Raw genomic sequence first — 15,422 nt, 5'->3', positions numbered from 1 at the left:
ACCATGCATGTCGTGCCAAGAGAAGTTAGAAGCTGGATTTACGATTTCTTCTACAACGAGCGCTCGGTCGCATATCTGAAAATCGACGCCCAGCTTTGCATAGCTGCGAAGGGCGGTAACGTTAAACATTACGGACTCTCATCAGTTCGCATAGGTAAGCCTGTTGCCGAGCAGCTTGAATTCATGGAAGGTTTGCTGCCCTGCCCGGAGCTTCCATATGATATGGCCATGGTCGAACTGCCCAGCGGGCGTGTCGCGGACCTCCATCTTTTTGCTGACAATGCCTGCGTGTGGCTGCTCTTTCTTGACGCCACTGCCGAACGCGACAATAGGCAGCGACTTCAACAGAAGGCTTATGAAATGACGCTCCTGCAAGAGAGGGAGCGTCAACTCAACGAGAAATTACAATCGATGAACGAGGCGTTGAGGGCGAGCCAAGAGGGATTGTCGCGTGAATACCAGCGCGCCGAAGCCCTGCTCCTCAACATTCTTCCGGCGTCTATCGCGGAGCGGCTAAAAGCGCACGAAGAAATTGCAGACAACTACGCAGAGGTGAGTGTGCTTTTTGCCGACATCGTCGGTTTTACGGAACGAGCGCGGAACGTCGGAGCCGTGACGACGCTCGCTATTTTAAATTACTTCTTCAAAGCGGCGGATCTGCTCTCGGAGCGATACGGCTGCGAAAAGATCAAGACAATCGGCGATTGTGTGATGGTGGTCGCTGGCCTGCCCGCCGCGCGATCCGATCATGCGGAAGCCCTTGCGCACTATGCGCTTGAACTGCGGAAGGCGGTTAAGCGCGAACGCTTCGCAGGAGAACCGATAAGACTCAGAATTGGAATTCACTCAGGACCAATCGTGGCGGGCGTCATAGGCAAAAGGCGGTTTGCCTATGACCTATGGGGCGACACCGTTAATCTCGCCGCACGTATCCAAACGTCCGCGGAGCCCGATGAAATCCGTATTTCGGATGCAACTCATCAACTGCTTGGACCAAATTTTGCTTGCGACCCACTCGAGGAAACGGAATTGCGTGGTACAGGTCGTGTGCGAATGTGGCGGCTCCCGGCCTGATTTGCCGCATGGCAGTGCCGACCCGGAAGCGCATTGCATCTCAAGCAACATCATGGTTTCGAATGTCCGCAGCGGTGCGCGAAGCAGTTGACCACCGAGCGACCGCCAAAGGTCTGTCCTGGTCAACTCACGAAATCAGTTCCTGAGATTTAACGTCGATGCCCAGTTCATAGAACGGCCGGAGGCCTGGGCCGAGGTCGGAATGCCCTGCCCCCGCGGCTAAATAAACACCGCCAAGTACCCGGCGCAACGGTCTGGCTCGGAACGATGACGTCTTGCACCGCAACATCGGTTTCTTCAAGGTAGGGCAACAACGGACATAGATGTCGTTGCTCGCCGATCTGACCGGAAGGTTAACAGCACGATGCCACTCATGACTCGACGATTGGGAGCCAGGAACCTGGCGCGCCCGGCACGGCGTCTCGGAGACCTGACTGCGATGTTTGCCCTGATTGCCAGGCCGCTCGTCTTTGGGATCGCCCTTTTGTTGGCTGGTCAGGCGCAGGCGCAGGCGCCGGCGACCGTCCCGCCTGAAAGGGTCAAACAGCTGTTCGAGGTTCTCGACGATCCGTCAGTGAAGGCCTGGGTGGCCGAACAGCGAAATCAGGACGCCGGGTCAACGGGAGCGCCCGCCGAGAGAGGGGCTTCGCCGACCGACGCATCGTCCGGCGCCGTGGCCGCACCAGGCCAGATGAATACGATGGCATCCTCGACGCTCGATGGGATCAGGCATCATATCGAAAGAATCGTGCGAACTTTGCCCTTGCTGCCAGGCCAGTTCGCGCGCGTTCGGGCAGAGACGATGGAGGATATGTCCAGCAAGGGGCCTGCCGGCGTATTTGTGCTGATTGCAATGTTCATCGCTGCCGGCCTGGCACTCACTTGGGCAACGTTCAAGCTCACCCGTCCATTTCGTCTTTGGATTATCGCGCAACCGAAGGATACGCCCGTTGGGCGAGCCAAGAAGATTGGTGGCCGCCTGCTTTATTCCAGCATGCTGATAGTCTCTTTCGCACTGGGCAGCGCCGGCGCGTTCATGTTGTTCGACTGGCCGATGCTTATCCGCGAGATTGTACTGACATTTCTGATGGCGGCAGTCGTTACATGGGGTGTGCGCATGTACGTCATGGCCATGCTCGTCCCTTCCTTCATGAACGTCGAGAACGCCGTCGAGGTTCGTGCTTTGCCGATCACCAACGAAGCGGCTGACCATTGGTCCTATTGGCTACCCCGGATCGTCGGCGTCTTCGCCTTCTTCTGCGCCGCGTTTATCCTCTTGCCAGGTCTCGGCATCGATCAGGACGGAATGATGGTCCTGTCACTGGGCGCCGATTTCGTGCTGCTGTTGCTCCTGCTGCTCGCCATTTGGCGTCGGCCAAGAACGCAGCGAGACGGTGCGCGCCACATCGGTCACACGGAAGCGACATGGCTATTGACTGCTTATTTCGTCGTCCTGTTCCTGCAGCGTATCGCCGGCCTTTACACATACTTCTGGTTCACCTTCGCCGCATTCTTCCTGCCTTTGGCAATCGTGGTGACGCAGCGCGGGGTTAATTTCGTTCTGCGGCCAGGTTCGGAAGATGTCGGCCGGCCCACGATCCCGGCGGTGACGATCGCTGTCATCGATCGCGGAATCCGAATGATTTTCATCCTGGCGGCGGCTTACCTTCTCGCACGTGTCTGGGGTCTGGACATGCAATCCATGCGGGACAGCGATACGACGACGACGTTCATATTGCGCGGCTTGATCAATGTCGTGGTCATTGCCCTCGCCGCCGACTTCGGCTGGTCGATCATCAAAGCTTTGATCGAACGAAAGCTGGGCATCGAAACACCGCACCCTGTGATCAGCGACGAGGACGTCCCGATCCTCGATCCGCAGCAGGCGCGGCTGCACACGCTCTTACCGATCCTCCAGAATATTCTGCTCGCATCGATCATCGTGATGGCGGTGCTTATGATGCTCGCCTCGCTGGGTATCCAGATCGGCCCATTGATCGCCGGCGCTGGCGTCGTCGGCGTCGCCGTGGGCTTTGGGGCACAAACCATTGTCAAGGACGTCATTTCAGGCGTGTTTTTTCTGCTCGATGATGCGTTCCGTGTTGGCGAATACATTTCATCGGGCAATTACAAGGGTACTGTGGAAAGCTTTTCGCTGCGCTCGGTGAAGCTGCGCCACCATCGTGGTCCGCTGTTCACGATACCTTTCGGTGAACTCGGGGCAGTCCAGAACCAGAGCCGTGACTGGGTTATCGACAAATTCAACATCACCGTTGGTTATGACACCGATATCGACTTCGCTCGCAAGCTGATCAAGCGGATCGGCCTCGAACTGGCGGAAGATCCCGAGTTCAAACACTGGGTGCTCGACCCGATCAAGATGCAGGGCGTACAGGAGTTCGGCGAATACGGCATCGTATTGAGGGTCAAGGCCACAACCAAGCCGGGAGGCGCCTTCGGTATGAAACGCAAATTCTATGTACGCCTCCGCCAGGTCTTCAAGGAGCAGGGCATCGAACTCCCATTTCCGACCGTCCAGGTCCAGGGGCTACAGAACCAACATGGGGCAGAGAATGCACCGTTGGAGATCACGCCCGAGTTGAAAATGGCCGTCGCGCAGTCGCACACTATTCGGCGCAGAAAAAAAGCTAGCACAACGGAATAGAAAAGCTGCGACACCTGCTGGTCACAGCGCGGCTTTCCGCGCATCGCCCATGGCAGGGACACTCTTTTCGCCACGTAAGCAAAAGGCGCCCCGAAAGGCGCCTCTTAATCGCTTGATTCCCCTCAAGGAAACTGGAGCGGGTGAAGCGATTCGAACGCTCGACCCCAACCTTGGCAAGCGTAAAATTGCGCCGTCTCAGCAGTGCGCTTGAGTGGTCTTTGGTGCGCAAGAGTTCGTGAGAGAACCTTTTTCTTCGGGACTCGATCGGAGAGCGATCTTCGCATCCAACCGCTCTTGGATTGGCGGCAGTGCATTAAAGTGAAATGCCCGAACCGTGACCGCGTGGTGACCGGGACGGGGCTCTTCCATGGGGAGAGAGGAGCCGCCCCTTCGGCCGCCCACAAGCTGGCATACGAACTCTATCCTAAGCGTCGGTGGCGTCCTTCTCATCGGGGACCTGATTGTCCTCAAGCAGCTTGTGGCTGTCATCTGCAGTGAGATCCAGGCCATATGCTCCGCGCAGTGTGCGGATTAGTGCCATCGTCTCTTCGCCAAAGGGTTGCTTGCCCTCGAATGCATGAAGGAACATTCCCTCGAGCAGGCTGCTGAGGCTGATCCCATTGAAAGTCGCGATCGACTTCAGCATCTTGAGAATCCGCGGCTCGATCCGAACCCCGGTCTGGACGCGCACAACCTTCTTCCCGCTAGCCTTCGCCAAATTCGTCACGCTCACCCCGTCCAAAACCATAATGCATGTCGCGCAAAAGCGCGCAGCGGTTTTGCGATAACGACATGCATAAAAGCAAGAACTTAAAGCGCGTCGCATGAATCCGTTCAAACGCGACGCGCTTCAGGTGAGGACAAATGGGCATGCGATCACGCAGACCTAGTCATAGGGCCGGCATCGCGAGAAAGGAGCGGATCCGGCTGGCACACGCTTCGGGCATCTCCTCGTGGGGAAGGTGCCCGGCCTCGGCGATGACGGTCGACCAGCAATTGGGCAGGAGTCGCTGTACGCCCAGTGACTTGGACAGGGGCAGGACCCTGTCCTTGCCGCCCCAGATCGACAAGACCGGGTTGGCAAGGTGCTGAAGCCTGCGCTGTAGCGCCGCCTCGTCGAACTGTTCCAGCGTCCTCAGGAAACTTAGCTCGCCATGGTCACGTCGTAGCAAGGCGTAGTAATGGTCGACAAGCGCTGGGTCGGGCTCCAGCGTCGCGTAGGAGGCGCTGAGTTTGGAGCGGAATATCGAGCGGCCGAGGCGCTTCTGGAGCAGGACGCCGGCAGCGAAATGGCGGACCAGGGCGCTGCGGACGATACGCTCGACCTTGTGGGTGCCGCCGGCGATACCGACGCTGTTGATCAGCACTAGCCGGTTGACCCGGCTCGGGTATCCAAGCGCGATCGTGATCGCGACCGCGGCGCCGAACGAGCTGCCGACGACGTGCATCCTGGAGATGTTCAGCGCCGAGCAGAGCTCGACCATGTCGCCGGCGATTCTTGCGAGGCTGTAGTCGCCTGGCCCTTTCGATGACCGGCCATAGCCGGGCATGTCGACCGCAATCACCCGATGATCCTCGGCGAGCAGGAAGAAGAGGTCTTGCCACGTCGTCATCGAGAGCGGGATGCCGTGGCAGAGCAGCACCGCCTCGCCGCCGCCGGCTTCGGAATAGCGGATCGTTGCGCCGGGTATCTTGATCTCGGCGGAAAGGGGATAGAGACGATCGGTGAAGGCGGTTGCGCTAAGCCGTCGCGGCGATCCTGGGTCCTGCGCTGCGGCAGCGGCCGCAACGGCGCTCACTCCCGCGGTCATTAGGCGGTCCTGGCGAGAAAGCCGGCCAGGAGACTGTTATAGGCCGCGCTCTCTTCCCAGTTCGCGAAATGGCCGGCTTCGGGCAGGATCTCGAGCTCGGAGCCGGCAATGGAGCCGTTCAGGGCGCGGGCGTGACGTGGGTCGACCAGCCGGTCGTGGGCGCCGTGGACCAGTTGGACGGGACAGGTGATGCCGGACAGCGGTCCCGCCGCCTCGAACCGGTTGGCGATCAGGATTTGCTTGCAGAATTCCTCTGGAAGCTGGCGGTTGACCCGGTAGAAGGTGCGAAGCTTGTAGAGCTCATCCTCGTGGTCGCGCCGATAGGTCTCGGAGAAGAGCCAGGGAAGACTCTGGTCGAACACGTCGTCCATCCCCGCCTCGCGCGCCGTTGCCCTCCAGTCCGCGGTTGTGGAAAGAATGGTTTCGTCCGCAGTCTCGTAGCATGAGGCGAGGCTAAGCGCCGAGACGAGATCCGGCCTGAGCACCGCGACCTGGATGGCGATCAGCCCTCCGAGCGCGCAGCCGGCCAGCGCCACACGCGCGAGGCCGAGATGCTCGATCAGGAAGATCACGTCGCGCGCCATGTCGGCGCTTTCCGCATCGTGCGGCACGTTCGAACTCCGACCAATGCCGCGGTTGTCGATCGTTATTGCTCGGAAATCCGCTGCGAGCACCGGCGTCTGGCGCGCCCAGAAGCTGGTGTCGCCCCCGACCGGCGAGAGAAAGACGAGCGGCGGCCCTTCTCCGGCCATGCGGTAGCAGAGATAGCCGCCATCGGGCAGCGCGACCGTCTCGGCCTTGGCTTTGCGGTAGAGGGTGTCGAAGACGTTGACGACCAGAGAGCTCTTGTCCTCGATCGTCTCGAGTATCTCGGTAGGATCGTAGTTGGGCATGCCACCTTCGAGATAGACTGCCTCGTGGCGGAATGTGCACGGGTCGTACTGAAGCGTGTAAGGGATAGCGCGCGGTTTGCGGCGGTCGAGCAGGATCATCGCGATCTCCCCGACGACCAGCGCCGAAGCGAGGCCGCAGGCGGAAGCGAGCGAGGGACCTTCGCCCTTCAGGAAATCGGTGTTCGATCCCGCCTTGGAGACGTCGTAGTAGCTGAGATGGGCCAGATGGGGAACAAGGCCGCAGGCATAGCGCAGCTGCATCTCCACCGGCTCCATCCCGTTCTTGATCCCGCAATAGTCTTGCAAGCTCATGCCCTCCGGCGCGAAGACTTGCAGGCAGCCGCTGAAGCCCACGGGCGATCCCATCACGACATAGCGGCCGAGGCGCCGAGCCGCCTCGTGCAGCTGGAGGTGGTCGGCGATGCAGTAGAAGTCGATCGCGTCGATGCAGATGTCGGCGCCATCGAACACCGCCTCCGCGATGGCTGGCGTGAACTTCTCCGCCCAGATATTCACCCTCGCCGACGGATTGATGTCGAGAATTTCGTCTCGCACGACGTCGACCTTGCGCTGTCCGATAGTGCTTAGCTTGGCACCGAACTGGCGATTGATGTTGGCGAGCTCAAAGGTGTCGGCGTCGACCAGATGGAAGCCACCGACGCCCATCCGCGCGAGCAACGCCGCACTGTTGCTGCCGATGCCGCCGGTGCCGACTATAAGCACCGTCGCGTCAGCGAGCCGCTGCTGCTCGTCCTGGGTGAGAATGCCGAGGTTGCGGGAGAAGGAGTGGGCATAAATCTGCGTCGGTCCGGGATGAAGCTCAGTCTTATCCATCACTATGCGCCTCCGGCATCTTCGGGAACCTGCCGCGGTAGCGCTCGACAGCGGCACGCGCCGATCCTGCATCGGTCTTGCCGACATTCACGAAGACATCGCCGGCGGCTATGTCGAGCTCGGAATCGAACAGCGCGTTGACCCGCGAGTCGGCGACATAGGGGACCTGTCGATAGAAGAAGTCGCATTCGTTGCGCAGCACAAGCCGGTCCGCGTCGAGCGGGATGTGCGGATCGTAGCGGGCGGCGACGACGCGCGCTACCTCACGCACATCATCCGGCGGGGTGCTGCGGCCGTCCGGATAGACTTTTGCCAGCCGGGTGAGCAGTCGGTAGACGAGCGGGCTCTGCGAGATCGAGGTGAAATAAACCGGGCGGTGAGCGGGTAACGGGGCGAGCAACTCTTCGCCGAGCAGCAGCATGAACAAGGCGGCGAGCCCGGTCCGCTTCTGCTCATCGAGCAGGTTGAGGCTGCACAAATGCAAGATAGTCACGTCCGGCGGGCACTCTGCGAAGTTGGCGTCGACGCCGCCCGTGCCGCACAGCCGCCCTTGATCGAAGACCAGGACCAGCGAGGTGGCGCGATGGAAGGGCTCGAGCTTAAAGACCTCGCGCATCCGCGGCACCTCCTCGGAGCCCCAGCCGCGGGCGAGGGTGGCGAGCTTGAGCAGCGCGTCGCGCTGCGCGTCGAGCTGGCTGCGATGCTCGCCCGCGCGAGGCAGCACAACCAAGTCCAGTCCCTGGAAGCGCAGCCGCCGGGCGCCGTTAAACATGCCTGGCCTCCGCGCCGGAAAGATGCGACAGTGCCCGGTCGAGATAATTGTTTGCCGAGCGCACATAGGTCGTCCGCCAGCGCATTGAGCGCGGGCAGAAGGCGCGCAACATTCTCTCTCGGGCGCGGCGCGAGCGTTCGCCGTGGCCCGCGAAATGCTGGTGGGTGCAATTCTCGTAGCGCAGCCGCAGCAGGGTCGCCAGCGCCGGGCCGGTGCCGCACTCGAAGGTGACGGCGCAGGCCCCATTAAGGCCGAGCTCGGCCTTGATGCCGCGGACGAGGTCGCCTGTGACCGGGTAGACCGCTTCCTTGCCATGATGGCCCCTGCGCATCCCAACGCCGAACACTTTCTCGGCCGCGGTGCTGTCTGCGTCATTGGCGAGAAGAGCTGAGCGGCCGAAGCCGCCAATGCCGGAGTGGAGATCGAAGAAGACGACGTCCGCCGGTTTGCAGCCCGACAGCTGCTCGCGCAGCGCCTCAAGCAGCGCACGGACCTCGGCGGTGTGAGCGGTACCGCCGTAGAACAGGCTGCTAGAGTCGAAATATTGCCCGGCGGCGAAGACCTGTCTCAGCTTGGCAATCCCACCAAGCGTGCGCAACCGCACAGCCAGCCAGAGCAGCCAGAGCGGTGTGGGCAGTCGCGCGAAACGGGGACCGCTCATCAGCTCAGCAATCGCGCGGCTGGAATCGTCGACCTGCGCGCGGGCGGAGTGGTCGTCGACGAGGTTGCGATTGAGGTCGATATTGCCCGGCGCGTTGCGTCGGAAGTGGCGCATCCCCTCCGGATTTACGATATGGACAAGCAGCACGTGGACGGCAAGCGGCGTGTCGCGATAGCGCTGCAGGAAGGCGATCTGCGCCGCGCTGCCGGCAAAACCTTCGACGCCGTGCACGCCGCTCAATATAACCAGCTTGCGTGGACTGTCGCGCGGGCCGAGATGGCCAATGCATAGCGTAGCGTCGCCGACGATCCTGTGCTCGGTCAACGCCAGGCCAAACTCCTTGCACAGCGCGACGAAACGCGCCCGTGCCGACTCGAAGCTGGAATCGTAGCCGGCAAGCAACTCCGCTGAGTCCAGCTGCTCGACCGGCACGGCGGCGGGCACAGGCGTGAGTGCCTGCTGCTGCTCGGCCATCGCGGCGATGTCAACGACCAGCATATGCTTGTCAAACCGTACGGGCGCGTCGACCCATTTGAGCTCGTCCTCAAGGTGGCGCCACTCGCGGGTCATGATCTCCTCGAGATTGTTGATGCTCTTGACGTCACCCTTCGACACTCGCGAACGGTTGTAGAAGGCGTCGTCGTAACAGACCTTCACACAGGCGAGGCATTCGATGCAGGCATCGGGCCGGACTGAAACGGCAGGCCCCTTGGGCACGCGAGCAAGCACGCCTTTCGGACAGACATAGACGCAGTCGTAGCAGCTCGTGCACTTTTTCGGATCGATGATTGGCTCAAAATGGCTGCGATAGTCGCCCTTTCTCAGCCAATGCCCCGGGGTTGTCTTGTAAAGGGTCGAGCTGCCGCAGCCGTCGAGCGAGATGAGCAGGATCAGACCCGCGATCACCCCCGCCCACATCGCAAAGCTCGCAGCCGGCATCGCCGACCACAAGGCGACCACGGCAAGTCCGGCGAGGGCGATACCAAGGTGGGTGAGCGTCTTGGCCCAGCGTCTTTCCTCAGGGAGGAAGTCCGACAGCCCAAACCAAGTGAGATGGAAGATCGAGACCAGCGCCATGAAAATAAGGACCGGACGCGGGAAGAAGAACGCCAGTGGCGCGATCGTCACGCAGTAGACAAGCGCCGTCGACAGCGCCTGCTCCAGCCGATCGGAAAGACCGAACTGAGCCTCGGTCATCCTTTGGTTGCGCCGGTAGTTGGCTTCGATATAGGCCGGGAGATCGTCGAAATGGGTCGGCCCCCAGGCGAGCTTGAAACCGGTCTGTCGGTGGACCTCGCGGACGTCTACGCCGGGTGCGGCATAAGGCGGTGCGATGATCCGGCGCCCGAGCACCTTGTCCTTGATACCGGAGACATTGATAGCGTCGATGATGTCGAATTCGTTGAATTCATTCATCCCGGCTGCGCACCAGACGTTGGAGCCCTTCGAATTGGCGACGATCAGATAGCAGTCGAACCGCGCCAGCCGTTTCAGCAGGCGGTGGACGGTCAGTGTGTAATTGCCGCTGAGAAAGACCGGACTGAGCTCGTCCGGCCGGCCAACGGTGCGCAGGCCGAGCTCGCACGGGAAATTGAAGTGGCGGAAGAAGATATGGAAGATGTCGAGCAAGAGAACCTTGAGGCGCTCAAGCATCAAGCTTCCTCCCCTCGATCAGCTGTATGGTCGAAAACGGGTAGGTTCTCTTTGATACGATCTCGAACCCGGCGCCGGCGATGATTGATCTGAGCTCGCGGATCGGGAAGAAGGCACGGCGCAGGATCGCGAATTGCGGCATCCACATGATCGCCATCACGATCCTGAACAAGATTCGGGTGACCGGGCCTTCTGGCCATACCTCATCGGCGATCATGATCCGGCCCCCGGGCTTCAGTACCGTCCGGCATTCGCGGAAGATATAGTCGAGATAGGGCTTGGAGAGCTCGCCGACGACCATTGTCGAGACGACCACATCAAGGCTTTCCGGCTCGAAATGAGCCCTGAGATTAGTGACGCTGTCCTTGAGGATCGCGACCTGGCCTTCGGTGCCGCTGCGCTTCAGGTTCTTGCGACACTCGGCGAGCATGCTCTCGGAAATGTCGAGCCCGGTGACCTGGGCGCCGCGCGCGACGCATTTGATCGCCAGCGAGCCGGTGCCGCAGCCGATGTCGAGCACCTTATCGCCGGGAAGGATACCGGATGCGATCTCGTCCTTGACCTTGTCAATCCGCCCTCCGGTAAGCAGGCGGACCGATACGTCGTAGCGCTCCGGGGCATGTTCGACCCACACCATCCAGCTGTACATCAGCATCGGCTCGCTCCAAACGCGACGCGCTTCAAGGTATTTCCGGCGTCAGCCGGCCTTCGCCGCAGCGAACGCAGACTGGGTCCTGGGTTCCCGCTTGAAGCCGGTCAGCTCGACGCCAAGCTCGGTTGAGGTCGGGAAATGGGCTCGGTCGAGCACCGGGAAGATCGTGATTTTCGAGCCGGGGGCCGCGGCCGCCCTGATCCCGGTTTCGCCATCACTGCCCTTGGAGACGATGATGCGTTTCAGCACGCCGCCGAGTACGTAGTGCTCGAGCGGCACTGCGGTCGGGCCGAGCCTCTCTACCAGCACGGGGCAGGCGATATTGCCGCCTCGCGGATCATCGACTTCAATATGGGCGGACTTCGCCTCGGCGTTCCATTCGAAGTGGGACACGGCAGCGTCAGGACCCTCAATCAGCGGATCGACGTCGCGCCGGGCACGGTCGTGCGGATCGTGGATGTCGCTCGGCATGCCGCAGCCGCCGCAGCGGCCGTCCGCGTCGATGCCAACTGTCTCGGCCCTAAGCCCGAAGCGGGTGACCTGGAGATGGCCGCATTCCGGGCAATGCGTATCTGCTACACCGGCGCGGAACTGATTGCCGATATAGCAGTATTTGATGCCGACCCGCCGTGCCATGTCGCGCGCGACCAGCAGGATTTCAGGATTGGTGCGTACGGTGTTCATGTAGAGATAGGCTGGGTGGAATGCGACGTAATGGAGCGGCACCCGGTCGCCAAGATGCTCGATCACCCAGCGATTGGTCTTGTCGATGTCCTCGACCTTGTCGTTGCGGTCGGTGATGATGAGCTGGCTGACCTCAAGATGGCGGTCGGAGTGGTGCACGCGTTCGATCATGTCCAGGACCGGCTGCAGACGGGTGCCCCCGGTGAACTTGCGATAGAACTGCTCGTCCATGGACTTGAGCGAGATGCTGAAAATATCGATGCAGCCGATCAACTCGTCTACGGCCGCCGGCTCAATGTAGAAGGCTGACTTGAACAACGTGACGATGCCCTCGGCCTGCGCGAGGCGCGAGGTGGCGACGACGAATTCGTGCCACACGACCGGATCGTTGTAGGTCCAGGAGATCACGTTGACGCCGGTCGTCTTGCAGGCGTCGACGATCTGTTCGGGCGTGTAGTAGCGCACTATCCGATCGTCGAGGTGCCGCACCTGCGAGGTCCGCCAGTTCTGGCAGAAGTCGCACGACATCATGCAGCCGATGTTGCCGAGGCTGAGGATTTTCGCGCCCGGCCGATAGTGGTAGCACGCCTCGGTCTCGATGAACTCCATCGTTGCTTCAACCGACTTGCCGAAGTTGAACGTGTAGAGGGCGCCGTCGACGTTTCCGCGCACCCCGCAACGTCCCACACTTCCTTCGGGTATGACGCAGTTGCGCGGACTGAGCTTGCAGGTGACCGTCTTGGTGCCATCGTGGTGGGCTTCCCAGTGGCTCGCCGGATGTTTATCCTTCATCCAGCTACGCTCAGTGTTCATCTTCATGACGTCAAACTCCTTCTGCCGTTTTAGGAGAATTAACTCATCACAAGCTCTGAAATGCCGAATTTCACTTCGTCTCCCTTCGGTGGAGAGAGATCGTCCTCGACGTAGAACCGCTCCCAGACGGCATTGGAATAGAGCTGTCCCTTGCGGGTGAGAGATATCTCGTCACCCTTATCGGCGAGATAGCCCTCTCCGATCAGAGCATCGATGGTGTCGCCATACACGTCTCTCATGTGCACGCCGAAACGCGCCTTGAAGTCGCTCTTGCCGACTGTGCCGACTTTCAGCCCGCGGATCATCACGCGGCGGATTTCCTGCTCCTTGGTAAGGTAAGTCGAGAAGTCGAGCACCGGGCGGTTCGCGTCGATGTTGTCGATGTAGTCTCGGATGTTGCGAATGTTCGTGTACATGAATTCGCGGATCGCCGACTTGGACGACACGCCGAAGCCGATCATCGGCCAGGTCCGCCAGTAATAGTCGAGGAACAGGCAGTAACGCTCGCACAAATCCGCGCGGTAATAGCCGCTGGTGCTGCCTGGGACGTAGCCGGCAGCCTCAAGCAAATTGAATGCGGTCTCTGCCATCGCCTTCTCCTCACCTATGGCGGGAAGTGCGTGCCCCTTCTTCATGATCCAATTGTGGTAGGCGGTGTTCTCCCACACCTCGAGCGGATACGCGGTGATGCAGGAGAAGCCGAGGTCGATCGCCCGCAGGAGCGAATCCTTCCAGACGTCTTGGGTAAGGCCGAGCAGCGGATAGATCAGGTCGACATTGACATGGGTAAAGCCCGAACGGCGGATCGCCATCACGGCGCGGTCTATGTCGTCAAGATTGTGCGGTCTGTTGGTGTCCCTGAGGATCGTTTCGTCGAAGCTTTGGATCCCCATCGACAGGCGGGTGAACCCCGCATCGTGGAGCCGGTCGACCTTGTCCTGCTCAATCGAGCGCGGATCAAACTCGACCGCGACCTCGACATCGGGGGCAATGGAGAAGGTGCGCCGGCACGTGTCAAGAATGCGGATCAACTGCTCGGCGGAAAGCAGTCCCGGCGTGCCTCCGCCGAAATAGATCGCAGCGATCTCGAAGCGGGGGAACACTGGATTGTCGGGAAAACGCCGAATCTCCTCGCACAGCGCCGTCACATAGCGCTCCCGCAGGTCCTCCTTCGTGTTCACGTATACCGTGTAGTCGCAAAAGTGGCACTTGGTCGAGCAGAACGGGATGTGTATGTAGATCGCCGCCGAAGGCCGCCTGAAAAATTCCGTATAGTTCGTGTAAGTGTACTTGAACGGATAAGTGTGAATATTGCGACGGATATATTGTTCCGGGCTCCCGTCCATCTTCCTGTCCCTCCGTCGATGAAATTCCTCAGTCGAACGCGTGCAGTAGCGGTATGAGATGTGTTAGGCGATCGGGCGCTGGTACCTCCTCGCTGCGGCCGCTGCTCAAAGTCGGCCGGCCGCAGGACACGAAAAGGTCGCGCAGCACGCCGCGTCGCCGCGCGCGGAACGCCGCGTCAGACTCTGCAATCGCTTGGATAGCGCAGTGGACGAGCCGGAACTGGAAGCGACACTTCTCCGGATCGGGACGATTGATGTCCGCGGTCGCGACAAAATTCTCCTGCTTGCAGCCGCCCCCGCAGATGTAGCGAATCGCGCAGTCGCGGCAAACGGGCGTATCGTTGATCCCGAGCCGCCACGGCGCCACCGCCTCACCGTCGATGGTGCCGCCGAACGCGCCGACCCGAAACTCGGCTTCGCCGACAAGGCGATGACACGGCATGATCGAATGGTCGGGCGAAAAGGTGAAATAATTGCGCCCGCCCGAGCAATGGCCGTTGGCGACCTCTCCTTCGAGCAGCATTCGGATCACCGTCTCGATCTCCAGCACGCCGCGGAAGCGGTTGCCCGGCCGGAAGAGCAACATGTAGATCTCGCCGAGCAATTTGTATTCGCTGTCGACCTTGTCGGCGCAGAGACGGCAGATTTCGCTATAGGCAAGGTCGCCGAACGCATCGGCGAAGACCGTGCGGACGAGTTCTCGCGATACCGTTGCCGGTAGGATCTGGAACCAGTCGAAGATATTGAACGCGTAGAGCGCCTCGACATCCGCGACTAGCGACGAGTCCGGGTGGGGGACGTAGGTCATGCGCGCAACCAGCGTGATGTCGTCGGAGCGTTCGCGGACCTTGTAGCAATTGTCAAGGATCGCCCGGAAGGAACCGCGGCCTGCCTTGTTGGGACGGTTTCGGTCGTGCGTCGCCTCCGACCCATCGATGGATACGGAGACGGTGAAGCGGAAGCGCGCGAACAGCTCCAACTCGCGCTCGGTCAGGCGCATCGTCAGATTGGTCGAGATTCGGTAGAGGAACCGAATGCCCTGTTCAGCGCCGAGCGCCTCCGAGCGCCAGCACAGCGCTTCGATCGTCGAGAAGTTTATCATCGGCTCACCGCCGAAGAACTCGAACCGGACTGTCTCGCCTCGCGCGGCATTCTGCTTGACAAATTGGAGGATCGACTCGACGTCGGCGCCCTCGTTCAGTTTGCCCGTGATGCGCCCGTAGTCGCCACCCTTGGCGAAGCAGTAGGTGCACCCAAGGTTGCAGATCGCCGTCAGGTTGATGTTGAGCGCGAGCATCGCACCGTCCGTAGGGCGGGCGGCGGTCAGCCTCCTACGATTGTAGTCGGAGAGGAGACCGGACTCAGCCATCGCCTCAAGGTCGTCGCGAATGATGACTTCGGACAAATTTGTAGAATCCGGAGCAGACGTTGCATCTGCCAGACCAAGTACTTTGAAAATATTATGCGACTCGGTGTGAAGAAGCCAACGCCCCGCGGTCGTTTCGAATATATGAAAGTCACTAGGGCGCATCGCGGAACTAATCTCCACGCGTAGGAACGCGCT

11 protein-coding genes are annotated in these 15,422 nt (G+C 60.7%); 2 read left to right on the top strand and 9 right to left on the bottom strand.

From position 1 onward, the window contains the following. The first annotated feature begins 3 nt into the window (after window positions 1–3). Window positions 4–1,074 (top strand): adenylate/guanylate cyclase domain-containing protein, encoded by a 1,071-nt coding sequence (locus NKJ23_RS13890; protein ID WP_352680671.1) that lies wholly within the window; start codon window positions 4–6, stop codon window positions 1,072–1,074. Between the two features lie 439 nt (window positions 1,075–1,513). Beyond that, window positions 1,514–3,739, top strand: a complete 2,226-nt coding sequence (locus tag NKJ23_RS13885) for a mechanosensitive ion channel family protein (RefSeq protein WP_352680670.1) — start codon at window positions 1,514–1,516, stop codon at window positions 3,737–3,739. A 424-nt stretch (window positions 3,740–4,163) separates the two neighbouring features. Here the strand turns inward: NKJ23_RS13885 and NKJ23_RS13880 are convergent, their stop codons facing one another. The 9 genes from NKJ23_RS13880 to NKJ23_RS13840 all read right to left on the bottom strand — a co-directional run bounded on the left by NKJ23_RS13880 (window position 4,164) and on the right by NKJ23_RS13840 (window position 15,263). Next, on the bottom strand, window positions 4,164–4,385 hold the full coding sequence (locus NKJ23_RS13880) for a hypothetical protein (RefSeq protein ID WP_352680669.1): 222 nt from the start codon (window positions 4,383–4,385) through the stop codon (window positions 4,164–4,166). Between the two features lie 244 nt (window positions 4,386–4,629). Next, window positions 4,630–5,550: an alpha/beta fold hydrolase gene (locus NKJ23_RS13875; protein WP_352680668.1), complete on the bottom strand. Its 921-nt coding sequence runs from the start codon at window positions 5,548–5,550 to the stop codon at window positions 4,630–4,632. Beyond that, on the bottom strand, window positions 5,550–7,277 hold the full coding sequence (locus tag NKJ23_RS13870) for an alpha/beta fold hydrolase (RefSeq protein ID WP_352680667.1): 1,728 nt from the start codon (window positions 7,275–7,277) through the stop codon (window positions 5,550–5,552). Before NKJ23_RS13870 ends, NKJ23_RS13875 begins: the two co-directional genes overlap by 1 nt. Further along, window positions 7,270–8,049: a hypothetical protein gene (locus tag NKJ23_RS13865; protein WP_352680666.1), complete on the bottom strand. Its 780-nt coding sequence runs from the start codon at window positions 8,047–8,049 to the stop codon at window positions 7,270–7,272. The genes NKJ23_RS13870 and NKJ23_RS13865 overlap by 8 nt, the downstream gene beginning before the upstream one ends. Next, window positions 8,042–10,363 (bottom strand): HgcAB-like fusion protein, encoded by a 2,322-nt coding sequence (locus tag NKJ23_RS13860; RefSeq protein ID WP_352680665.1) that lies wholly within the window; start codon window positions 10,361–10,363, stop codon window positions 8,042–8,044. Before NKJ23_RS13860 ends, NKJ23_RS13865 begins: the two co-directional genes overlap by 8 nt. Continuing rightward, window positions 10,356–11,018 carry a corrinoid protein-associated methyltransferase CpaM gene (gene cpaM, locus NKJ23_RS13855; protein WP_352680664.1) on the bottom strand — a complete coding sequence of 221 codons (663 nt, stop codon included), beginning with the start codon at window positions 11,016–11,018 and terminating at the stop codon, window positions 10,356–10,358. The genes NKJ23_RS13860 and cpaM overlap by 8 nt, the downstream gene beginning before the upstream one ends. A 42-nt stretch (window positions 11,019–11,060) precedes the next feature. Then, window positions 11,061–12,518 (bottom strand): AmmeMemoRadiSam system radical SAM enzyme, encoded by a 1,458-nt coding sequence (gene amrS / locus NKJ23_RS13850; protein ID WP_352680663.1) that lies wholly within the window; start codon window positions 12,516–12,518, stop codon window positions 11,061–11,063. Between the two features lie 32 nt (window positions 12,519–12,550). Next, window positions 12,551–13,858, bottom strand: a complete 1,308-nt coding sequence (locus NKJ23_RS13845; protein ID WP_352680662.1) for a coproporphyrinogen-III oxidase family protein — start codon at window positions 13,856–13,858, stop codon at window positions 12,551–12,553. A gap of 28 nt (window positions 13,859–13,886) precedes the next feature. Further along, a complete protein-coding gene (locus NKJ23_RS13840) occupies window positions 13,887–15,263 on the bottom strand; it encodes a radical SAM/SPASM domain-containing protein (RefSeq protein ID WP_352680661.1) in 1,377 nt (458 codons plus the stop codon). Window positions 15,264–15,422 lie beyond the last annotated feature (159 nt).

The organism is Mesorhizobium sp. M0184, from assembly GCF_040322215.1.
Taxonomy (GTDB): domain Bacteria; phylum Pseudomonadota; class Alphaproteobacteria; order Rhizobiales; family Rhizobiaceae; genus Mesorhizobium.
The sequence above is the reverse complement of the archived record's forward strand: the minus strand, read 5'-3'. Positions and strand labels throughout refer to the sequence as shown.

Excerpts from the sequence above, each read along its gene's own strand:
- NKJ23_RS13890 (WP_352680671.1), top strand. The coding sequence starts at position 4 with ATGCATGTCGTGCCAAGAGAAGTTAGAAGCTGGATTTACGATTTCTTC.
- NKJ23_RS13885 (WP_352680670.1), top strand. The coding sequence starts at position 1,514 with ATGTTTGCCCTGATTGCCAGGCCGCTCGTCTTTGGGATCGCCCTTTTG.
- NKJ23_RS13880 (WP_352680669.1), bottom strand. The coding sequence starts at position 4,385 with ATGCTGAAGTCGATCGCGACTTTCAATGGGATCAGCCTCAGCAGCCTG.
- NKJ23_RS13875 (WP_352680668.1), bottom strand. The coding sequence starts at position 5,550 with ATGACCGCGGGAGTGAGCGCCGTTGCGGCCGCTGCCGCAGCGCAGGAC.
- NKJ23_RS13870 (WP_352680667.1), bottom strand. The coding sequence starts at position 7,277 with ATGGATAAGACTGAGCTTCATCCCGGACCGACGCAGATTTATGCCCAC.
- NKJ23_RS13865 (WP_352680666.1), bottom strand. The coding sequence starts at position 8,049 with ATGTTTAACGGCGCCCGGCGGCTGCGCTTCCAGGGACTGGACTTGGTT.
- NKJ23_RS13860 (WP_352680665.1), bottom strand. The coding sequence starts at position 10,363 with ATGCTTGAGCGCCTCAAGGTTCTCTTGCTCGACATCTTCCATATCTTC.
- cpaM (WP_352680664.1), bottom strand. The coding sequence starts at position 11,018 with ATGCTGATGTACAGCTGGATGGTGTGGGTCGAACATGCCCCGGAGCGC.
- amrS (WP_352680663.1), bottom strand. The coding sequence starts at position 12,518 with ATGAAGATGAACACTGAGCGTAGCTGGATGAAGGATAAACATCCGGCG.
- NKJ23_RS13845 (WP_352680662.1), bottom strand. The coding sequence starts at position 13,858 with ATGGACGGGAGCCCGGAACAATATATCCGTCGCAATATTCACACTTAT.